We start from the raw sequence: 18,158 nt of genomic DNA on the forward strand, positions 1-18,158 counted from the left end.
CTGGCAAAAGTCGTTTATTTTTTCAAATTACAAGCCTTTTTTTCTGTTATCTTTGCAGCCGATTTGAGTTGGCAGTTTACAGTTTCCGGTATGCAGTCAAAATTCAATTTTTGAGTTTAGGAATTAGAATTTAGAATTTTAAAATACATGGGTTTACAATGTGGTATAGTAGGTTTGCCAAATGTGGGTAAGTCGACACTTTTTAACTGTTTATCAAATGCAAAGGCGCAAGCGGCCAATTTCCCGTTCTGTACCATAGAACCAAATGTGGGTGTAATAACCGTACCTGATGAGCGCTTAACTAAGCTCACCGAGATAGTGAACCCAAAAAGCGTGGTGCCAAACGTTATTGAGATAGTAGATATTGCCGGCCTTGTAAAAGGTGCCAGCAAAGGCGAAGGTTTGGGTAACCAGTTTTTGGCCAACATCCGTTCTACCAACGCCATCATCCATGTGTTGCGTTGTTTTGATAATGATAATGTAATACACGTGGACGGCTCGGTTGATCCTATCCGCGATAAAGAGATCATTGATACCGAACTGCAGTTGAAGGACCTTGATTCGATAGAAAAAAAGATCTCTAAAATAGAGAAAATGGCCAAAACGGGTGGCGATAAAGAAGCTAAAAAGGCTTACGATGTGCTTACCATTTACCGCAACCACCTGCTGGAAGGTAAAAGCGCCCGTACCGCCCCTGTTGCAGAAGAGGACCAAGAATATATTGCCGATATATGGCTGCTTACCGCAAAACCGGTAATGTACGTTTGTAACGTTGACGAAGGTTCTGTTGTGAGCGGTAATGCGTATGTGGAACGTGTAAAAGCTGTTGCAAAGCAAGAGAACGCCGAAGTATTGATCATCTCGGCCCAAATTGAAGCAGAGATTGCAGAAATGGAATCTTACGACGATCGCCAGATGTTTTTATCAGACTTAGGCTTAACCGAATCTGGCGTAACGCAGCTGATAAAAGCGGCTTACCGCTTGCTAAACCTGGCCACTTACTTTACTGCCGGTGTGCAGGAAGTACGCGCCTGGACCATCACCAAAGGCTTTACCGCACCGCAGGCGGCAGGTGTTATCCATACCGATTTTGAAAAAGGTTTTATCCGTGCCGAGGTTATTAAATACGAGGATTTTGTAAAATACAACGGCTCTGAAGCTGCTATTAAAGAAGCCGGTAAAATGGGCGTAGAAGGTAAAACCTATATAGTTGCAGACGGCGACGTGATGCACTTTAGGTTTAACGTTTAGTCCCCTAACTCCCTGAAGGGGGAATAATATAATATCGAACACCGAATTTTGAATGACGAATGATGAAGGGTTTTTACTTCGGAGTTTGGGGTTCAGCATTCGGTGTTCGGCGTTTAAAGGCTGCATCAAACGGGTGTAAAAAAAATCTGGAACAGGATTTAGACTGCACAGTTAAAAAAAATATTACCTTTAAAAAAACTGCATTGTTATGAAGAAAGTACTTTACCTATGTTCGGCTTTATTTATTTTGAGCGCATGGAACATTTTGGATACCCCGAAGAGACGCTTCGTTGACGTAGCCGGAATAGACTCCACCATAAAACCCGGCGATAACTTCTTTCGTTTTGTAAACGGCAGATGGTACGATACCGTAAAAATTGCTGATGATCAATCTGGTGTAGGTTCTTACTCGTTCCTAAATATCCCGCAAAAGCAACTGCTGCAAACCATATTGGATAGCGTTTCAAAAACTAAAAATACGATGGGAAGTATAGACCAAAAGGTAGGCGATTTTTACGCCTCCGGAATGGACACCATCACCATCAACAAACGCGGATACCAGCCTGTTGCGCCAATACTTGCACGTATTAATGCAATCAACAGCGTTCCGTCGCTCATGAAATTTGTTGCAGATGAAGCAAAAACAGGCAACTCCTCCATCATCGGCTTTAGTATTTCGCCGGATAATAAGAACAGCGGCATCAACATAGCCCATGCTTACCAAAGCGGCACCGGCTTGCCTGAAAAGGGTTATTATTTTAAAATAGATTCATCTACGCTGCACGCTCAGCAGGCTTATAAAAAATACATCAGCACCCTGTTTCAGTTAACGGGCAGTATCCCTGCCGCTTCAACCAGGAATGCAGCTATTTGTTATAACCTCGAAAAACAAATTGCCGAATCACACAAATCAAATATCGAGTTAAGGGATATCAAAGCCAATTACAATAAAATAGCTATTTCATCCCTCCGCAAAACCCAGGCTAATATAGGCTGGGCAGCATTGCTTGCCAACTTAGGCGCAAAAACCGATTATATTGATATGGCGCAACCTGCTTATTACAATAAGTTAAATGCGCTGCTAAGATCCGTTCCTATAAATGATTGGAAAACTTATTTAAAAGCCAACACCCTTATCAATTACGCGGCAACATTGAGTAAACCATTTGTGAATGCCTCTTTTGAGTTTCGTAAGGTGCTATCCGGCCAGGCCACTCAAAAATCGCGCAGGCAAATCATCACTGATGATGTAGATAACTACTTAGGGCAGGCATTAGGTCAGCTGTATGTAAAACGATATTTTAATGAGGATGCCAAAAAACGTGTGCTTGTGCTGGTAAACAACCTGCAAAAATCGTTCGAGAACAGGATAAACCATCTCGACTGGATGAGTGACAGCACCAAACAAAAAGCAAAAGAAAAACTATACTCCATCACCAAAAAACTCGGCTACCCGGACAAATGGCGTAATTACGACAGGGTACAGATCAACAGGAACAGGTACTTTGAAAACGTACTCTCTCTCAACCAAAACGATTACCAGGTTCAACTGGCAAAACTGAATAAGCCGGTTGATAAAACGGAATGGGGCACAACGCCTTCTACGGTTACAGCTTACTATAATCCATCTTTCAATGAGGTCGTTTTCCCGGCAGGGATCCTGCAGTTCCCTTATTTTGATTTTTCGGCAGATGATGCCATTAACTATGGCGGCATTGGGATGGTAATTGGCCACGAAATGACCCACGCATTTGACGACCAGGGCGCACAATTTGATAAGGACGGCAACGTAAAAAACTGGTGGACAAAAGAGGATTACGAAAAGTTCAAAGCGAAAACAAGCCAGGTAGTTAATTTATATAGCTCGTTTACCGTTTTAGATACGGTGCATGTAAAAGGGCCTTTAACCCTGGGTGAGAACACAGCGGATAATGGCGGTATTGCTATAGCATACGACGCTTTTAAGATGACAGAACAAGGAAAGGGTTCTGTTAAAATTGATGGTTTTACGCCCGACCAACGTTTTTTTCTGTCGATAGCCCGGATATGGCGGGTGAAAACAAGGGACGCGTTCCTTCGCACCTATGTAAATACCAACCCGCATTCACCGGCTATGTGGCGTGTAAATGGCCCGTTGATGAATTTCGACCCATTTTATAAGGCGTTTAACGTAAACGAAGGTGATAAAAACTATAAACGCGAAGATCAAAGGATTAAGATATGGTAGCAAGTACAAGGCCCTGAACTGCTGTACCCAACCGGACAAGTATCCGTAGGCGTTTCCCGGCCGGTATTTGGTAAAAAAAGCGTCTTAAAATTCAGCGCCCGCGATGTATTCTACACCAACGCCGTGGAAGGCTTTACCACCTTCCCCAATGCTACCGAGTATTTTTTACTGCGGAGAGATAGCCGGGTGTACAGCTTATCGTTCACGTACCGCTTTGGGAAGCAATATAAAACCGTAAAACGCTCCCGCGGCAGCGCAGGCGACGAGATAGACAGAGTTGGGAACGGGTAAACGAAATTTTGTCTGAACTCGAATTAAACGAAATTTAAGAATTTATAGAATTTTGATAGTTAACGGAATAAATTCTGTCCATTAGTTAATTCCACAAAATTCGAGTTCAGACATTCAGGATGCAGAATTATCCTATATTTGCGCAGATTTTGTTTCCGTAGTTCAATGGATAGAATTATGGCCTCCGAAGCCGTCGATATGAGTTCGAATCTCATCGGAAACACAAAAACGCCCTGCTGAATTTTCAGCCGGGCGTTTTGCTTTAATATTGGATCGATTTAAAATTTGCGGAAACTTTTATAGTTACCGTTTGTACTTATAAGTATAAAACGCTCAGCTATGGATAACGCAACCGTCAACCACCTCAACATCCCATCCTTAGGTATTACAACCGATAACGGCCAAACCCTTAATGTATATTTTGAGCCGATGAACGCAACTCTCGCCGATTGCGAAAACTGCCCGGTGTATGCTATTTACCGCGCGAAGAATAAAAACGACAGTATTTTTAACCACCTCAGCATTCCCGGCGAAATTGGCGATAACATCCCCGGTTTGGATAACATCAACCAAAAAGATTACCTCGGAGAAATTAACTTCAACGCGAACGGCGAGTGGGAATATGATGGCGAAAAATTATCTGCGGCAGAGCAACTGCAAGTTGCAGAACATATACAAGCGCAGCTATAAAATTACCGGGGCTATAAAACATCAGTGACTTTTTTTGTCGCAGGTGATTGATTCAAACTTTTTCTGAAACCGAAAATAACGGCCACAATAAGCCCAAGGTTAAAAGCAATGCTGAAATTCAACATGCCTAACCCTATAGATGCACCAATGATGAAGCCAACCAAGGCTCCCTTGTAAGAAAAGTTTTTTGCAAGAAATATCATGGCTACATTGGTTAAGGTTAAATGGTGGGTTAATTTAGCTTTAAAAATAACGCCAACCAAACCTTAGCAATGTAATATGCCGCTGTAATTATGCGCTTGCCACCAACCTGCTTACGCTGCGGTAAACATAGTTATTGAAAATATGCCTGCGGGCAAATCTTCCCGGCGAATCGGCGTTGATGAGCTTCACATAAACCGCTTTAGGTACATCAAAGTACTCATATTCGCTGCCATCTAAAAAACTCACTTTAAGCACCTGCGATTTGTATTCAAAATCGGCTATGTTAGATGAGGAAGTAGTAAGGGTGTAATCGGCAATAGTTTGGTCACGGGTTTCAGGCGCAATGCTTACCAAAAAGTGGTACGCTTCTATGATGGTTTTGCTTTTTTCTTCCGCAGCTTCCTTTTCCTCAGCACTATGCTGAAATTTATCAGGGTGCCAGGTTTTCATCATACCGCGGTAAATGGTTTTTAATTCCTGCAGTTCCGCAGCCTCGTTAACGCCCAAAAGCTTCCTGTAATCTACTATTTTTTTCATGCTTATTTTTATTCGTATGCTTATTAACGTTGAAAATGAAGCAGATATAGCTTATCACCTTCGCAGAAAATACGCCGCAAAGGTACGGTTTTTAAATTTGCTGTGCAATGCATTTTAAGATATTGGCGCTCAACCATTACCCGCTCAACAAAAAGTAAATTACAATATGCAACCTTAGCAAACGTTTTATATTTGTACGAAAACCCTTATTCATATGAAGTTATTAAGATCAACTATCCTCGCGGCTGCTATTTTATCAGCGGTTGTTTTGTTCCCGGCCTGTAAAGCCAAAAAAGCGGTAGTTGCCCAGGCACCTGCTCCTGTAGCCGAACCTGCAAAACCCGCACCGGTAGAAACGCCGAAACCTACCCCACCTATGGCCGAAACACCGGCACCTGCCCCTGCTCCACCGAATTACAGTTTCAGCAATATTCAGTTTGAGTTTAACTCGGGGATCCTGAAAACAGATTCGTACCCGGTGCTTGACAAAGCTGTTTCAGAAATGAAGAAAGACCTTTCGGTTAAGTTTATACTGAATGGAAATTCATCTGCCGAAGGCAGCGATGCGCATAATATGGAACTTTCTGTTGAACGTGCTACTGCAGTTAAACTATATTTAACAAACAGCGGTATCAGCAGCGATAATTTAACCGTAAAAGGCTGGGGCGAAAGCAAACCCGTTGCCGATAACAAAACAGAAGAAGGCCGCGTGCTGAACCGCCGTGTAGAGATCAAAAAACAATAATATTACTCAAACCGGTAATATGAGCATAAAAAAGGGAGCCAGATCGGCTCCCTTTTTTTATGGTTTAACTTAAGGCGCTTACCAGGTATTCGCGGCAAACTTTTACTTCCCTTACCGCGTCCGAGCCGGCGGGGATGTTATACTCCAGCTCAATAGTGGCGGGAAATTTATATTTATTGGTTTTCATTAAAGCCATTACCTCTTTTATAGCGGTATCACCAGTTCCCCAAGGTGCATTGGGTCCGTTGTTAAATTTGCGGTCCTTAATGTGCATACTGGTTATCCTGTCGTGGTATTTCTCGATGAACGGAACAGGGCTGCTGCTGGTCCCCGAAGCATAATGACCAATATCCAGGTTAATACCGTTATATTCCGACTGGCTAAGCGCGGTATCCCAAAGCGTTGGGGTAGCCTGAGTGTGCGCATGGTAGCCCACTATCATTTTATGCTTAGTTGCCAAATCGCCAAGGCGCTTGGTTTGCTCATCATCCGGCAGTTCTACCGTAACATGGTTTACCCCCAAGGCCTTACCGGCTTTGAAAGCGTATTCTATTTCCGCGTCGGTATTTTTCTTACCCAAGGCGTTTGGTTTCCAGGCGTAGATCTTAACGCCTGCATTTTTATACATTTTGCGCAGCTCAACAAACTTATCCATCGGCGCGTTGGCACGCCACTCTGCCAAACGCATAGGGAAATCAGCATTGACGGCTGTTTCTTCGGCTGTTGGCGATCTGCCATACACCCCGGCCCTTTTTGGCGCACCGGCATAAGCTTCCGCCGCATCGCCCATCAGTTCTATGGCGTTGATGTTACAGTCTATACAGTATTTCAACAAATCCTCTGCCGTACCCGGCATACTGCGAAACGAATAGGTAATAACGCCTATCTGCACGCCATTTACCATGGAATTCGGCTTATCGGCACTGTTTAATAAAGCGCCTGCGAATGAGGACTTCGACAAAAATAAAAGGCCTGTTGCAGCAATAGCGCCGCTGCCAATAAACCTGCGCCTGCTTAGGTGATGCTTTTCCATAAAATTTAAACTTGTTTGGGTAATAATGTTGGTTAACCAAAGTTATTAATTTAATGATACCGGCAAACTTTGTATTAAAGTGTTACCATGACACATTGAGTTTTGGTGAGTGGAGAATAGAGAATGTTTTTAATACGGTGCAAGAAAAAGCAAATTTCGGGGAGATTTTGAGCAATATATGTACAATTTGATAACGCTGATGATGAACGTCCAGCTGCGTCCAATGCGTCCAGGCGTGTCTAACTTTTAAAAACTGGACGCTCAAACACCTATAAAAAATTGATTGCCTGTTTAATTGCCTAAACTAAATAGCTGCGCACCATTTAATTATTATACCTTTACGGCTTACGCATGGAAGAAAGAAAATATTTAACAACCTGGAAGCGGTACATTCCGGTTATCCGTCTGCATCTTAAAAAGAGCCTTAACGAAGAACAAAGCTTCAAATTGAATATAACCGATTTTGAATCGGCGGGCGACCGCGGCAAATCCGGCTATACCTTTAATTTAAGCATGGAAAACGGTAAGGTGATCAACAACATCAGCGGATCGGCCGTAGCGCGCGACCTTTATGAAGCCCTTAAGGCAGATGAAGCCATTAAAGCTTTTCTGCAAGACAGGAGCATCAAAATATCTGTAGGGAAATCTTTCCTGCTGACCATAAAAACCACCCACGTTTCGAGCTATAAAACAGAAACATCCCAGGAATAAGGGGCGCTGGCTGCGGGCAACAACACCACTTCGAAAATTGTTTTAAAAAAATAATAATTTTAAAAACAACCTATAGGAGTACGTGTTTTACTACTATGTCTCCAATTTTCCCAGCCGGTAATGTAATTACATTGCCGGGCAATGTTGCACCAGAAGGCGATAACTTATTTGCTGCCCGGGTGTTAGATAATTTGCCTGTTGCCGTTTACAATTGCAATGCACATGGTTTTATTACCTCTTATAACCTCGCGGCTGTTAAACTCTGGGGGCGTACCCCTCAAATTGGGAGAGATCTTTGGTGCGGATCGTGGAAAATATACAATCCGGATGGTAGCCCCATGCCGCTTGATAATTGCCCCATGGCCAAAACGCTTGCCACTGGCATTGCGGTAGAGGGAGAAGAAATTTTAATTGAGCGCCCCGATGGAAGCACCAGGTATGTGCTCCCCCACCCGGTTCCTATTTATGCCGGTAATAAACTCATTGGCGCCACAAACACGCTTATTGATATTACCGAACACAAAGCCGATGAAACCAAGCAGGCCGTGCTTGCCGCGATAATTGAGTCGTCAGACGATGCTATTATCAGCAAAACGCTCGATGGCATTATTACCAGCTGGAACAGGGGTGCAGAAAAGCTATTTGGTTATAGTGAGGCAGAGGTAATTGGCAAACACATCAGCATCCTGATCCCGCACGATCGCTTACAGGAAGAGGCGGTTATCATCGAAAAAGTGCGCAATAGCGAAAAGGTTGACCATTTTGAAACCATACGCCTAAACAGTAAGGGTGCCGAGATTCCCATTTCTCTTACCGTTTCGCCTATTAAAAACAAAAAAGGCTTAATTATTGGCGGTTCGAAGATAGCGAGGGACATTAGCAAGCAAAAGCAGGCCGAAACAGACTTGCAACGCTATGCCGATAACCTGGAGATTCTAAACTCGGTTGGCCGTTTAATATCGGCAGAGTTGGATATCCAAAGCATCCTGCAAAAAGTTACTGATGCTACAACTCAACTTACGGGTGCTGCATTTGGCGCGTTTTTTCACAACCTGGTAGATAAAAAAGGCGAATCGTACATGCTGTATACCTTATCGGGGGCGCCGAGAGAAGCATTTGAAAAGTTTGGAATGCCGCGTAATACGCAAATTTTTCATCAAACCTTTAGCGGAGCTGGCATTGTTAGGGTAGACGATATTACCAAAGACCCCCGCTACGGCCATAATCACCCACATAAGGGTATGCCCGAGGGGCACTTGCCTGTGGTGAGTTACCTGGCCGTACCTGTAACTTCCAAATCGGGAGCGGTATTAGGAGGGCTATTCTTTGGCCATCCACAGCCGGGAAAATTCACAAGTGAACACGAAAAATTGATCAGCGCAGTGGCGGCACATGCTTCGGTTGCGCTTGATAATGCGAAACTATATGAAGAGATAACGTTGCTCAACTCCAAAAAAGATGATTTTATTGGGATGGCCAGCCACGAACTGAAGACACCAGTTACCAGCATACAGGGATACCTGCAAATAGTTGAACGGAGCTTAGCCAACGAAGACAAGAACAAATTATTTGTTACTAAGGCCCGCAACCAGGTGGGTAAACTGGCCGCCCTTATTGCCGATTTGCTTGATGTATCTAAAATACAAACCGGTAAGCTTCCGTTTTCATATAGCCAGTTTAACGCGGAAGCGTTGATAGCCGAAGTGATAGAAATGATGCGGAACAGTCAGCACTCGCACCAGATACTGTTGGAACAAGAGCTGAACAACCTTGTAATAAATGCTGATCAGCAGCGCTTAGAACAGGTTATTATCAACCTCGTATCAAACGCTATAAAGTATTCGCCTAATGCGAAGGAAATTATAGTAAGGGCTAACGCTACTCCAACTTCATTGCATGTATCGGTGCAGGATTTTGGCATTGGCATTGATAAAAGCCAGCAGGGACGCGTTTTCACCAGGTTTTACCGTGTGGAGAATCTGGCAGCTCACATGTCGGGCCTGGGCATTGGCTTATACATCAGCCACGAAATAGTAAACCGCCACAACGGAAAAATATGGCTACAGAGCAGCCCCGGCGCCGGTACTACCTTCCATTTTGAGGTCCCGATAAATCATTAACCAATTTGCACGACTAATTATGCTACCTGTGGTAACACCACCTCAAAGTTAGCGCCCTGGTTGGGCTGTGAGTAGATCCGCATATCTCCTTTAAGGGAATCCACCAGGTGTTTAACCAGCGCCAGCCCGAAACCATAGCCCTGTTCGCCACTTGTGCCATCTGTTGAGGTGGCTTTGCCTTCTAAAATGGTATTGATAGCATCCTGGCTCAGCCCTACGCCGGTATCGGTTACGTTTATCTGGAGAAGGTTTTGTGTCTCCTCAATTTTAAGGCCCAGGTCTACCGTTATTTTGCCATCAACCGGCGTAAACTTCATAGCGTTGGAAATAAGGTTCCCCGTTATTTGCAATAGTTTATTTTTACTGAATGGAATTGTATCGGAATTTACCGATGTGTTTATTACAAAGTCGATATTCTTGTTTTTGGCTTGCGGGGTGTAAAGTTTTTCCAGCTTATCCTTAAAAACCAGCAGATTAAATTCATCGGCTTTAAGGTCTTTGCCCCTTGGTAAGTCGGTGCCTAATATCTCGTCAGCGAGTTCAAGCAAAGATCGTCCGCTGCGTTGTATCAGGTTTATAAATTCCAGCACCTCGTCTATCTCATTCTCTTGCCCTTGCTCACTTATTACCTGCGCCAGCCCGATGATACCGCCCAGCGGACCGCGGATATCATGCGCTACCTTCTTTTTGGTTTCGTTGGCTTCGTGCAGTTTAGTTTTAAGCCCGGTAATGGTCTTGTGCGCGGTTAAACGGTTTACTATTTCGCCGGCAATTATTTTCAGCAATTCTATCTTCTCTGGTGAAAGCGTTTTTAGGTCTTTATCGAGTACGCAGAGCGCGCCCAGGTTATGGCCGTCATTTGTTTTTAGGGGGATGCCGAAATAGTACTTCAGCTTAGGCCCGTCAACTACGTAAAACTTATCCTTAAAGCGATTGTCGTCGGTGAGGTCTTTTACTTCAAATTGTGATTCGGGTACGGATATAGTATACTGGCAAACCGAATCTTCGCGGGGCATCTGGTCTATGTCCAGCCCATGGTTAGTAACGGTCCATTGCGTGAAAGAATCTATAAGATTAACAAGCGAAATGGAAGTACCTGCAACCGTGGCGGCTAACTTGGCCAGGTCTTTAAAAGTATCCTGGAAGCTGGTGTAATCGAGGTCGTAATCAGACAGGCTGATGATTCTGCCCATTTCATTTTCGGGAATAGGGTTGGTATGCATATAATAGTTAATTGGGGTCTGCTACTAATTACGGATTTTTATTTTTTGCAGATTTATTTCCATCCCTAAAATCAAAAAATATGCCCGAATTTATTTTGAGGCCCTTAAAGCACTCTATAAATAAAAGAAGAGACGCGAAGTATCGCGCCTCTACCTACATCATAATTCTAAAACCGCACGGTTTTGCGTGTCCCTTAATGTTTTATTTCTGCAACTCAGGCATCAGTTCGGTGGTGATCCCAATCCTGTTCCATGCGTTGATGGTAATGATAGCCATCATTACCTGTGCCAAATAAGTCTCATCAAACAGGGCTGCTGCACGGTTGTACGTTTCGTTTGAAACATGATTCCCGGCTATCAGTGTAACTTCTTCTGTAAGAGCAAGGATGGCTTGCTCCTGCTCATCAAAAAAATTGGTATCCCTCCAGGCGTTTAGGGCGTAAATACGCTGCTCAGTTTCGCCGGCCTTGCGGGCATCGCGGGTGTGCATATCTATGCAATAGGCACAGCCGTTTATTTGCGACGCGCGAATCTTGATCAGGTCTTTATGTTTGTGGGATACGCCTGTACCTTCCATGTATCTTTCTAATGCATACATGGCCCGCCATGCGGCGGGTTCGGCCGTGTTTAATTTTAATCTGCTCATTGTCTTATTGTTTTTGTTAAGACAAAGTTGCGCATTAGAAAGGCCCGGAAAAATGAACTGAGTTTAAGAAAACAAGGAATTGTGCTTTTCACAGTGGTTATTTAACCACAGAGGACGCAGAGTTTTCCGCAGAGGTTCACAGAGAGAAAAAATAGAAATTTATGAGTTAACAAATTTCAATAGTAAGGCCCTGTACCTCTCTGTGTAAAAAGCTGTTAACGCTGTGGTTAAATAGCGAATTATACTAATCAATCTCCTTCTTCCCTCTCAACCTGCTCAAAAACTGAGGCGTAAAGCCCAGGTACGATGCCAACATATACTGCGGTACACGCTGCACAAACCCGGGGAAAAGTTTGGTAAAAAAACGGTACCGCTCCTCATCATTTTGATTGAAGATATAGCCCACCCGGCGCTGTGCCGCTATAAATGATTTTTGCATCATAATGCGAAAGTAACCTTCCAAAGCGGGGATCATCTTAAATAACTCCAGGCGGTCGCGCTCGTGCAAAAGCAGTACCTCCGTTTCTTCGATGGTTTGGATGTAGGTAGTTGCAGGGCTCTTGTTCAGCAGACTGTCCTGATCGGCTATCCACCAGCTTTCCAGCGCAAACTGGATGATCTGTTCGTTCAATTTTTTATTTACGATGTACTGCCTCAAAAGACCTTTCAGCACAAAATAATTACCTGGGCAATGGTAGCCGGGCTCCAGTATCATCGCCTTCTTTTTAAACTTTTTCAGCTCCATTCTGCCGCATAGCAATTCCTCTTCTGCGGCAGTTAAGGTTACATAGCGTTTAATATGGGCGAGCAATTCGGGATACATGATGAACGAAGATACAAGATTACGGCAGCTTATAGCAAAACCTGTATATCACCTTTTTGCCGGTTTGTACCTTCTCGTCCATTACCACGCCATCAATGGTTTGCACAGTGCTTAGCTGACTGGCCGGGTTGGTTTGCGGTAGCTTTACATATATCTTCAGCATCACCTTCTGCCCGGATGGCAGATCAACCGCTTTTTCCCATTTGCCGGTAGCGCCTTTTACGGTTTGCACGGTATTGCCTTTATCGGTAACTTATTTCTGCGGTGGTGCCGGCCGGAATCTCAGTCGTGTATTTCACAACATACACTTCTTTTTTAGAGATCTTTAATAGTCCCTTGTTCATGTCATAAACGGTGTAGTTGCAGCCTGCAATCAAAAAAGCAAGCACACACAGATAGATGGTGTTTTTCATATCAACTAAGATAAACGCTCATCCCCTGCTGTCAAAACTTATCGTAAACATTACATCATTGATGGAGCCACGCCGAAAGCCTTTTTAAAGCTGTGCGCAGCGGCCATAAAACAAATGTCGTGGTAATTTAAGGGCGGCGTTTTGGCAAGAAGCTCAATTTTACTTTGGTATAAAGCTCAGTTATTTTATTGCAGATATTCGTCGCGCCGGTTAAAGGTCTCTTTTTCGGCGTAAGTAAGTTCCAGCGTCTCTTCAATATTATCTTTTGTGGGCCTGATATAGATGAAGTACCCTATCAGCACCAGCGATATGAGCAAGAAAAAGAGTGAGCCGGTGAGAAAAAAGGCCACAATACCAAATAAGGAGGGCCCTTCAAGCAAGGCTAACCTTATAATCAGCGCGGTTTGATACATCATTAATTTTCCCTTTAAAGTACTATCGGGCCGTATGCCGCCACTCAATACTTTTTTATATAAAAAACCGCTGAGTACAAAGCAAATGATAGCAAGCGCGGGTACAGCATATACCAACGGGTCGCGCGTATCGCGGACATTGATGATGATTCGCTTGTTTAATGACAGTACCACAATACCAAAAAGCACTTGCCCGGCAGCTAATGCGAGGTGTATTATAGTAATTGTGCGTAAAAAAGTAGTGGGCGTTTGGGGCAAATTATAATTAGAGGACATGATAAGGTTATTGAAGCTGTAATATACAAATATTTATTCCCGATGAGAGTGATATAATTGCTATTTATCCGAAAGCAACCCCTCGTTATCTTTTAAGGCTACGCCCGATATTTTCCTGCTCAAGGCCTCCTGAATCAGGTAAAATAATTTATCCGCTGCAACAGTAACGGGTAGCCCTTCGGGGCGGATGTTAGAAATGCAATTACGGGAATCGTCCCGGAGGCCTGGCTTTGGGGCATAAGTAAGGTAAGCGCCCATACTATCCGCGGCGCTAAGACCGGGGCGTTCGCCGATAAGTATAACCGATAAACTTGCCCCTAATTCGGCGGCTATGCCATCGCCAATGGCTACCCTACCCTGTACTACGAGGCAAAGTGGTGCCAGTTTTACTTTGGCGGCAATTAGTTTGGGAATAAGCAGCTTTAATAACTCCACAGCATTTTGATTGATAGCGGTTGCCGAAAGTCCGTCTGCTAAGATCAGCACAATACCCTTGTTCTCTATCTGGTCGGCAAGGCGGTTTACGGATAGCTCGTCCAGCAGGCGGCCCAGATCAGGTCGTTGCAGGTATTGCTCGCGGCTGATTGCCTGGCTGTGCAGGTGCAACACGGGCAGGTTAAACTGCATCAGCTCGTCTGCCAGCAATTCGGTATCCATAACCGAGTACACGGCATCGCGCGCATGGGCATGGGCCAGTTTAAATGCTAACGATTGTGTTGTAGGGATGCTGGTGCCGGTAGCTCCAATGGCTATTCTCGCCTGCGTAAACTCTTTTAAAAAGCTTAAAGGCTCACCAGGACTTGGTTTATGCTTTATTATTTTAGCCATAGCGAATTGGTTTTGTTTAACAATGCTTCGGGGCCACCTTTGGCGGGGTTGCCGTTCTCATCCATTATTCCCTGCCGCAGCAACCAGGCTTCAAATTCGGGAGCCGGTTTTAAACCCAACACCTTCCGTAGGTACAAAGCATCATGGAACGAGGTGGACTGATAATTCAGCATAATATCATCCGACCCGGGAATCCCCATAATAAAATTACAGCCGGCTACTCCTAAAAGGGTGAGCAGGTTGTCCATATCGTCCTGATCGGCTTCGGCGTGGTTGGTGTAGCAAATATCTACACCCATGGGCAGGCCAAGCAGTTTTCCGCAAAAGTGATCCTCCAAAGCGGCCCGGGTTATCTGCTTGCCATCGTACAAATATTCGGGACCGATGAAGCCTACCACCGAGTTTACCAGCAGTGGTTTAAACTTTTTAGCCACGGCATAAGCCCTTGCTTCGCAGGTTTGCTGGTCTACCCCATAATGTGCATTAGCCGATAAGCAGCTGCCCTGCCCGGTCTCAAAGTACATTACATTATTACCCATAGTACCACGGTTGAGGGATAATGTAGCCTGGTAAGCCTCGTCCAATAACGATAAACTGATGCCGAAACTGGCGTTTGCCTTCTGTGTGCCGGCGATGGATTGAAAGCAAAGGTCGATAGGCGCGCCTTTGTTCACCAGCTCTAAAGTAGTGGTAATATGGCTCAGCACGCAGGATTGCGTGGGAATTTCAAATTGTTCGCGCAGCTGATCAATCAGCATTACGATTTTAAGCACAGCCGCCGGGCTATCCGTAGCCGGGTTGATTCCGATGCAGGCATCGCCGCTGCCATACAGCAAGCCCTCAATTAAACTGGCGGCAATTCCGCGTGGATCGTCTGTTGGATGATTGGGTTGCAAGCGGGTGGCAAAATGCCCTTTCAGGCCTATCGTGTTGCGGAATTTGGTAACCACTTCACATTTTTTTGCTACCGCGATAAGATCCTGGTTACGCATTATTTTGGATACTGCAGCGGCCATCTCGGGCGTTAGGGCATTTTCGATGCTCTTAAGAATAAGGGTATCCGTTTCATCTAATAACAGCCAATCGCGCAGGCCACCAACGGTGAGCGAACTGATGAGTTTAAAGGCTTCGGCATCGTGGGTATCTATGATGAGGCGCGTAACCTCGTCCTCTTCGTAGGGGATAACCGCTTCGTTCAAAAAATCTGTCAGCAAAACATCGGCTAAGGTAATCTGCGCAGCAACGCGTTCCTCGTAACTCCCGGCACTTAACCCGGCCAACACATCACCCGTGCGGTGGGGCGAAGCCTTCGCAAGCAGTTCCCGCAGGCTATCAAACCTGTAAACTTTGCCGAGGATGGTGTGCTGATACATTTTTATTGAGTGAAGGACTGAATTAGTGAATGAGTGATTTTTTTAGTAACAACTTTCGATTTTGGTGACGGCAAACCGCGCACTGCCAATTGTAAACTGCTAACTAAATAACAATTGCCTGCGGTGCATTCAACATTTCATCGTCCATAATTTTGGTTTTGTGTTTGCCCATCAGCACAAAAATGCCAAGGGCAATGGCCAGCCCGGCATAAAATATGAGGCTCACCCAAAAATTGTAATACATAATGGTCAACAGGCAGACCGCCGATATTACCAGCGCTATTGCAGGGAAAACCGGGTAAAGTACAGCGGCAAAAGGGCGCTCTAAGTTTGGTTCCTTCTTGCGGAGCCTGAACAAACTGATCATGCTCATCATATACATTACCACCGCCCCCATTACCGACAGGATGAGGATCTGGCTGGTGGTGCCCGTAAACAACGCGACAAAGCTAATAACCCCGCCAACAATAATTGCCCAATGGGGCGTTTTAAACCTGGTGCTAACTTCTGCCAACCCTTTTGGCAAATAGCCGCTGCGTGCCATGGCGAATACCTGCCGCGATGATGCCAGGATAGTGCCATGTATAGAAGCTATCAACCCAAACAAACCAATACTGGCAAACAGTTGCGTAAGTCCGCTACCCTTGCCTAATACTACGCTGATAGCTTCGGGCAAGGGGTAATCCAGTTTGCTGAGTTTACGCCAGTCGGTAACCCCGCCGGTTAAGATCATTACCCCCAGGGCTAAAAAAACCAGCGTTGCCAAAGCATAAATATAGCCGCGGGGGATGTTGCGTTTGGGATCTTTCACCTCTTCGGCAACCATGGCAACACCTTCTATAGCCAAATAAAACCATACGGCGAAAGGCAGCGCCGCGAAAACGCCGCTCCAGCCAAAAGGCATGGGGTTGCTTAAATAATTATCCATTTTAAAATGCGGGCCAACCACACCCATAAACAGCAGCAGTTCGCCAACGGCTAAAATAGTGATGAATACCGAGAACGTTGCCGACTCCTTCACCCCGTAGATATTCAACAGGATAAACACCACATTAAACGTCAGCGCCGAGGGCAATACCCCAATAGCCGGGTGTAAAAAATGGACATAACTCCCCAATGAAAAAGCGATGGCCGGTGTGGCAAACAGGAAATCTATTAATGTAGCGTATCCGGCTATCAGCCCCCCTATAGGGCCTATGGCGCGGTAGGCATACGCAAATGCACCGCCCGCGTGGGGTATAGAAGTGGTTAGCTCGGTGTAGCTAAAGATGAAGGTAATGTACATTAACGTTACGATAAGCGTAGCTATCAGGAAACCGATAGTGCCCGATACTTCCCAACCTAAATTCCACCCAAAATACTCGCCGCTGATAACCAAACCCACGGCTATCGCCCATAGATGCACGGGTTTTAGCACTCTTTTTAGTTGTGTTGAATCGATATTTTCCAAGGCGATAAGTTAATATACCTTTAAGGTACAGATTAAAAACGTGAGCTGAAAATTTTGTGATTCAAATAGCCGAAACTGGCGCATCTGTTATCTTAATCTAATATTAAAATAACCATTATTTAATATTGAGCCGATTTTTTTAACTTTGCACCCCTAATTAATGTGATAAAAAACAGTGGCGCAAAATAATACCCGTACGATAAAGGAAATTTGGGTGGAAGCCCTACAATCGCCCAAAACACGCTCAAAAATTTTGCCGGGTTCTGTTGTTACCATCATTATGCTCTCTGGTATGCCATTCTTTTTTGGCCACATCGAAAAAAGGAACGGTATTGTATTAAACGATTGGGTGCTGGATTGTCTGCCTGCCTACAACGTATCCTTGCTTATTTTCGCGCTTATCTGGGGGATGGCAATACTTACTGTATACCGTGCTCTTTATAACCCCAACATTTATATCAAATACGTGTGGACACTGTTTTTTGTGAACCTAACCCGCATGATGACTATTATGGCATTCGCGCTTGACCCTCCGCATGGCATGGTGCATTTGATCGACCCCATAACGGGCATCTTTTACGGCAACGCGGTGATCACCAAAGATCTTTTTTATAGCGGCCATACCTCTACCATGGTGCTCATTTTTCTCTGTCTGCAAAACCGTACCGATAAAATAATAAGTTTTATTGCCATCATAGCTGTAATGGTGCTGTTACTGATCCAGCATATTCACTATACTATTGATGTGTTGGCCGCGCCGGTTTTTGTATGCACTATCTATCTTATTACCAGTTATTTTCTAAAGCTGGACATCCCCGACAAAATTACCGGCGACGAGGCCTAAAAAAGCTTGCTGTTAGCGCATAATATCTTAAATTTATAGTTCGTTATTACCACTATAAAC

Annotated in this window: 20 protein-coding genes and 1 tRNA gene; 9 read left to right on the forward strand and 12 right to left on the reverse strand. The window is 44.6% G+C overall.

Annotated features, from left to right (window positions below):
• Positions 1-147 precede the first annotated feature (147 nt).
• From ychF to EPL05_RS00805, 5 genes are all read left to right on the forward strand, one after another.
• Positions 148-1,251: a redox-regulated ATPase YchF gene (gene ychF, locus EPL05_RS00790; protein WP_128531610.1), complete on the forward strand. Its 1,104-nt coding sequence runs from the start codon at positions 148-150 to the stop codon at positions 1,249-1,251.
• A gap of 208 nt (positions 1,252-1,459) precedes the next feature.
• Positions 1,460-3,478 carry a M13 family metallopeptidase gene (locus tag EPL05_RS00795; protein ID WP_128531611.1) on the forward strand — a complete coding sequence of 673 codons (2,019 nt, stop codon included), beginning with the start codon at positions 1,460-1,462 and terminating at the stop codon, positions 3,476-3,478.
• 123 nt (positions 3,479-3,601) lie between these two features.
• Positions 3,602-3,769, forward strand: coding sequence for a hypothetical protein (locus tag EPL05_RS23845; RefSeq protein WP_166727599.1), 168 nt, complete (start codon positions 3,602-3,604; stop codon positions 3,767-3,769).
• A gap of 151 nt (positions 3,770-3,920) precedes the next feature.
• A tRNA-Arg gene (locus EPL05_RS00800) sits at positions 3,921-3,992 on the forward strand.
• A 116-nt stretch (positions 3,993-4,108) separates the two neighbouring features.
• Entirely contained in the window at positions 4,109-4,459 is a 351-nt protein-coding gene (locus EPL05_RS00805) for a hypothetical protein (protein WP_128531612.1), read from the forward strand.
• A gap of 11 nt (positions 4,460-4,470) precedes the next feature.
• On the opposite strand, the gene EPL05_RS00810 is transcribed toward EPL05_RS00805, so the two are convergent.
• A complete protein-coding gene (locus EPL05_RS00810) occupies positions 4,471-4,722 on the reverse strand; it encodes a hypothetical protein (protein ID WP_128531613.1) in 252 nt (83 codons plus the stop codon).
• A 28-nt stretch (positions 4,723-4,750) separates the two neighbouring features.
• Positions 4,751-5,200 (reverse strand): KTSC domain-containing protein, encoded by a 450-nt coding sequence (locus EPL05_RS00815; protein ID WP_128531614.1) that lies wholly within the window; start codon positions 5,198-5,200, stop codon positions 4,751-4,753.
• A gap of 214 nt (positions 5,201-5,414) precedes the next feature.
• On the opposite strand from EPL05_RS00815, the gene EPL05_RS00820 reads away from it, so the two are divergent.
• Positions 5,415-5,945, forward strand: coding sequence for an OmpA family protein (locus EPL05_RS00820; RefSeq protein ID WP_128531615.1), 531 nt, complete (start codon positions 5,415-5,417; stop codon positions 5,943-5,945).
• A gap of 64 nt (positions 5,946-6,009) precedes the next feature.
• Here the strand turns inward: EPL05_RS00820 and EPL05_RS00825 are convergent, their stop codons facing one another.
• Positions 6,010-6,978, reverse strand: a complete 969-nt coding sequence (locus EPL05_RS00825; RefSeq protein ID WP_128531616.1) for a sugar phosphate isomerase/epimerase family protein — start codon at positions 6,976-6,978, stop codon at positions 6,010-6,012.
• 351 nt (positions 6,979-7,329) lie between these two features.
• Here EPL05_RS00825 and EPL05_RS00830 point away from each other — a divergent pair, with 351 nt between their 5' ends.
• Entirely contained in the window at positions 7,330-7,689 is a 360-nt protein-coding gene (locus EPL05_RS00830; protein ID WP_128531617.1) for a hypothetical protein, read from the forward strand.
• Positions 7,690-7,784: 95 nt separating this feature from the next.
• On the forward strand, positions 7,785-9,809 hold the full coding sequence (locus EPL05_RS00835) for a sensor histidine kinase (protein ID WP_128531618.1): 2,025 nt from the start codon (positions 7,785-7,787) through the stop codon (positions 9,807-9,809).
• A gap of 17 nt (positions 9,810-9,826) precedes the next feature.
• Here EPL05_RS00835 and EPL05_RS00840 read toward each other — a convergent pair whose 3' ends face one another.
• The 9 genes from EPL05_RS00840 to eat form a co-directional block, all read right to left on the reverse strand.
• Positions 9,827-11,032 carry a GAF domain-containing sensor histidine kinase gene (locus tag EPL05_RS00840; RefSeq protein ID WP_128531619.1) on the reverse strand — a complete coding sequence of 402 codons (1,206 nt, stop codon included), beginning with the start codon at positions 11,030-11,032 and terminating at the stop codon, positions 9,827-9,829.
• A 202-nt stretch (positions 11,033-11,234) separates the two neighbouring features.
• Entirely contained in the window at positions 11,235-11,678 is a 444-nt protein-coding gene (locus EPL05_RS00845) for a carboxymuconolactone decarboxylase family protein (protein ID WP_128531620.1), read from the reverse strand.
• A 244-nt stretch (positions 11,679-11,922) separates the two neighbouring features.
• Positions 11,923-12,501: a Crp/Fnr family transcriptional regulator gene (locus EPL05_RS00850; protein ID WP_128531621.1), complete on the reverse strand. Its 579-nt coding sequence runs from the start codon at positions 12,499-12,501 to the stop codon at positions 11,923-11,925.
• Positions 12,502-12,520: 19 nt separating this feature from the next.
• On the reverse strand, positions 12,521-12,733 hold the full coding sequence (locus EPL05_RS00855; protein ID WP_128531622.1) for a hypothetical protein: 213 nt from the start codon (positions 12,731-12,733) through the stop codon (positions 12,521-12,523).
• A 10-nt stretch (positions 12,734-12,743) separates the two neighbouring features.
• On the reverse strand, positions 12,744-12,914 hold the full coding sequence (locus EPL05_RS23850) for a hypothetical protein (RefSeq protein WP_166727600.1): 171 nt from the start codon (positions 12,912-12,914) through the stop codon (positions 12,744-12,746).
• Between the two features lie 185 nt (positions 12,915-13,099).
• Complete coding sequence (locus EPL05_RS00860; protein WP_128531623.1) at positions 13,100-13,603, reverse strand: hypothetical protein; 504 nt, start codon at positions 13,601-13,603, stop codon at positions 13,100-13,102.
• Between the two features lie 60 nt (positions 13,604-13,663).
• Entirely contained in the window at positions 13,664-14,431 is a 768-nt protein-coding gene (eutC, locus tag EPL05_RS00865) for an ethanolamine ammonia-lyase subunit EutC (RefSeq protein WP_128531624.1), read from the reverse strand.
• Complete coding sequence (locus EPL05_RS00870) at positions 14,419-15,804, reverse strand: ethanolamine ammonia-lyase subunit EutB (protein ID WP_128531625.1); 1,386 nt, start codon at positions 15,802-15,804, stop codon at positions 14,419-14,421. The genes eutC and EPL05_RS00870 overlap by 13 nt, the downstream gene beginning before the upstream one ends.
• A 103-nt stretch (positions 15,805-15,907) precedes the next feature.
• Positions 15,908-17,254 (reverse strand): ethanolamine permease, encoded by a 1,347-nt coding sequence (eat, locus tag EPL05_RS00875; protein WP_243837180.1) that lies wholly within the window; start codon positions 17,252-17,254, stop codon positions 15,908-15,910.
• Between the two features lie 175 nt (positions 17,255-17,429).
• Here eat and EPL05_RS00880 point away from each other — a divergent pair, with 175 nt between their 5' ends.
• Positions 17,430-18,098, forward strand: coding sequence for a phosphatase PAP2-related protein (locus EPL05_RS00880; protein WP_128531627.1), 669 nt, complete (start codon positions 17,430-17,432; stop codon positions 18,096-18,098).
• The last annotated feature ends 60 nt before the right edge of the window (positions 18,099-18,158 follow it).

This window comes from Mucilaginibacter gilvus (assembly GCF_004054195.1).
Classification (GTDB): domain Bacteria; phylum Bacteroidota; class Bacteroidia; order Sphingobacteriales; family Sphingobacteriaceae; genus Mucilaginibacter; species Mucilaginibacter gilvus.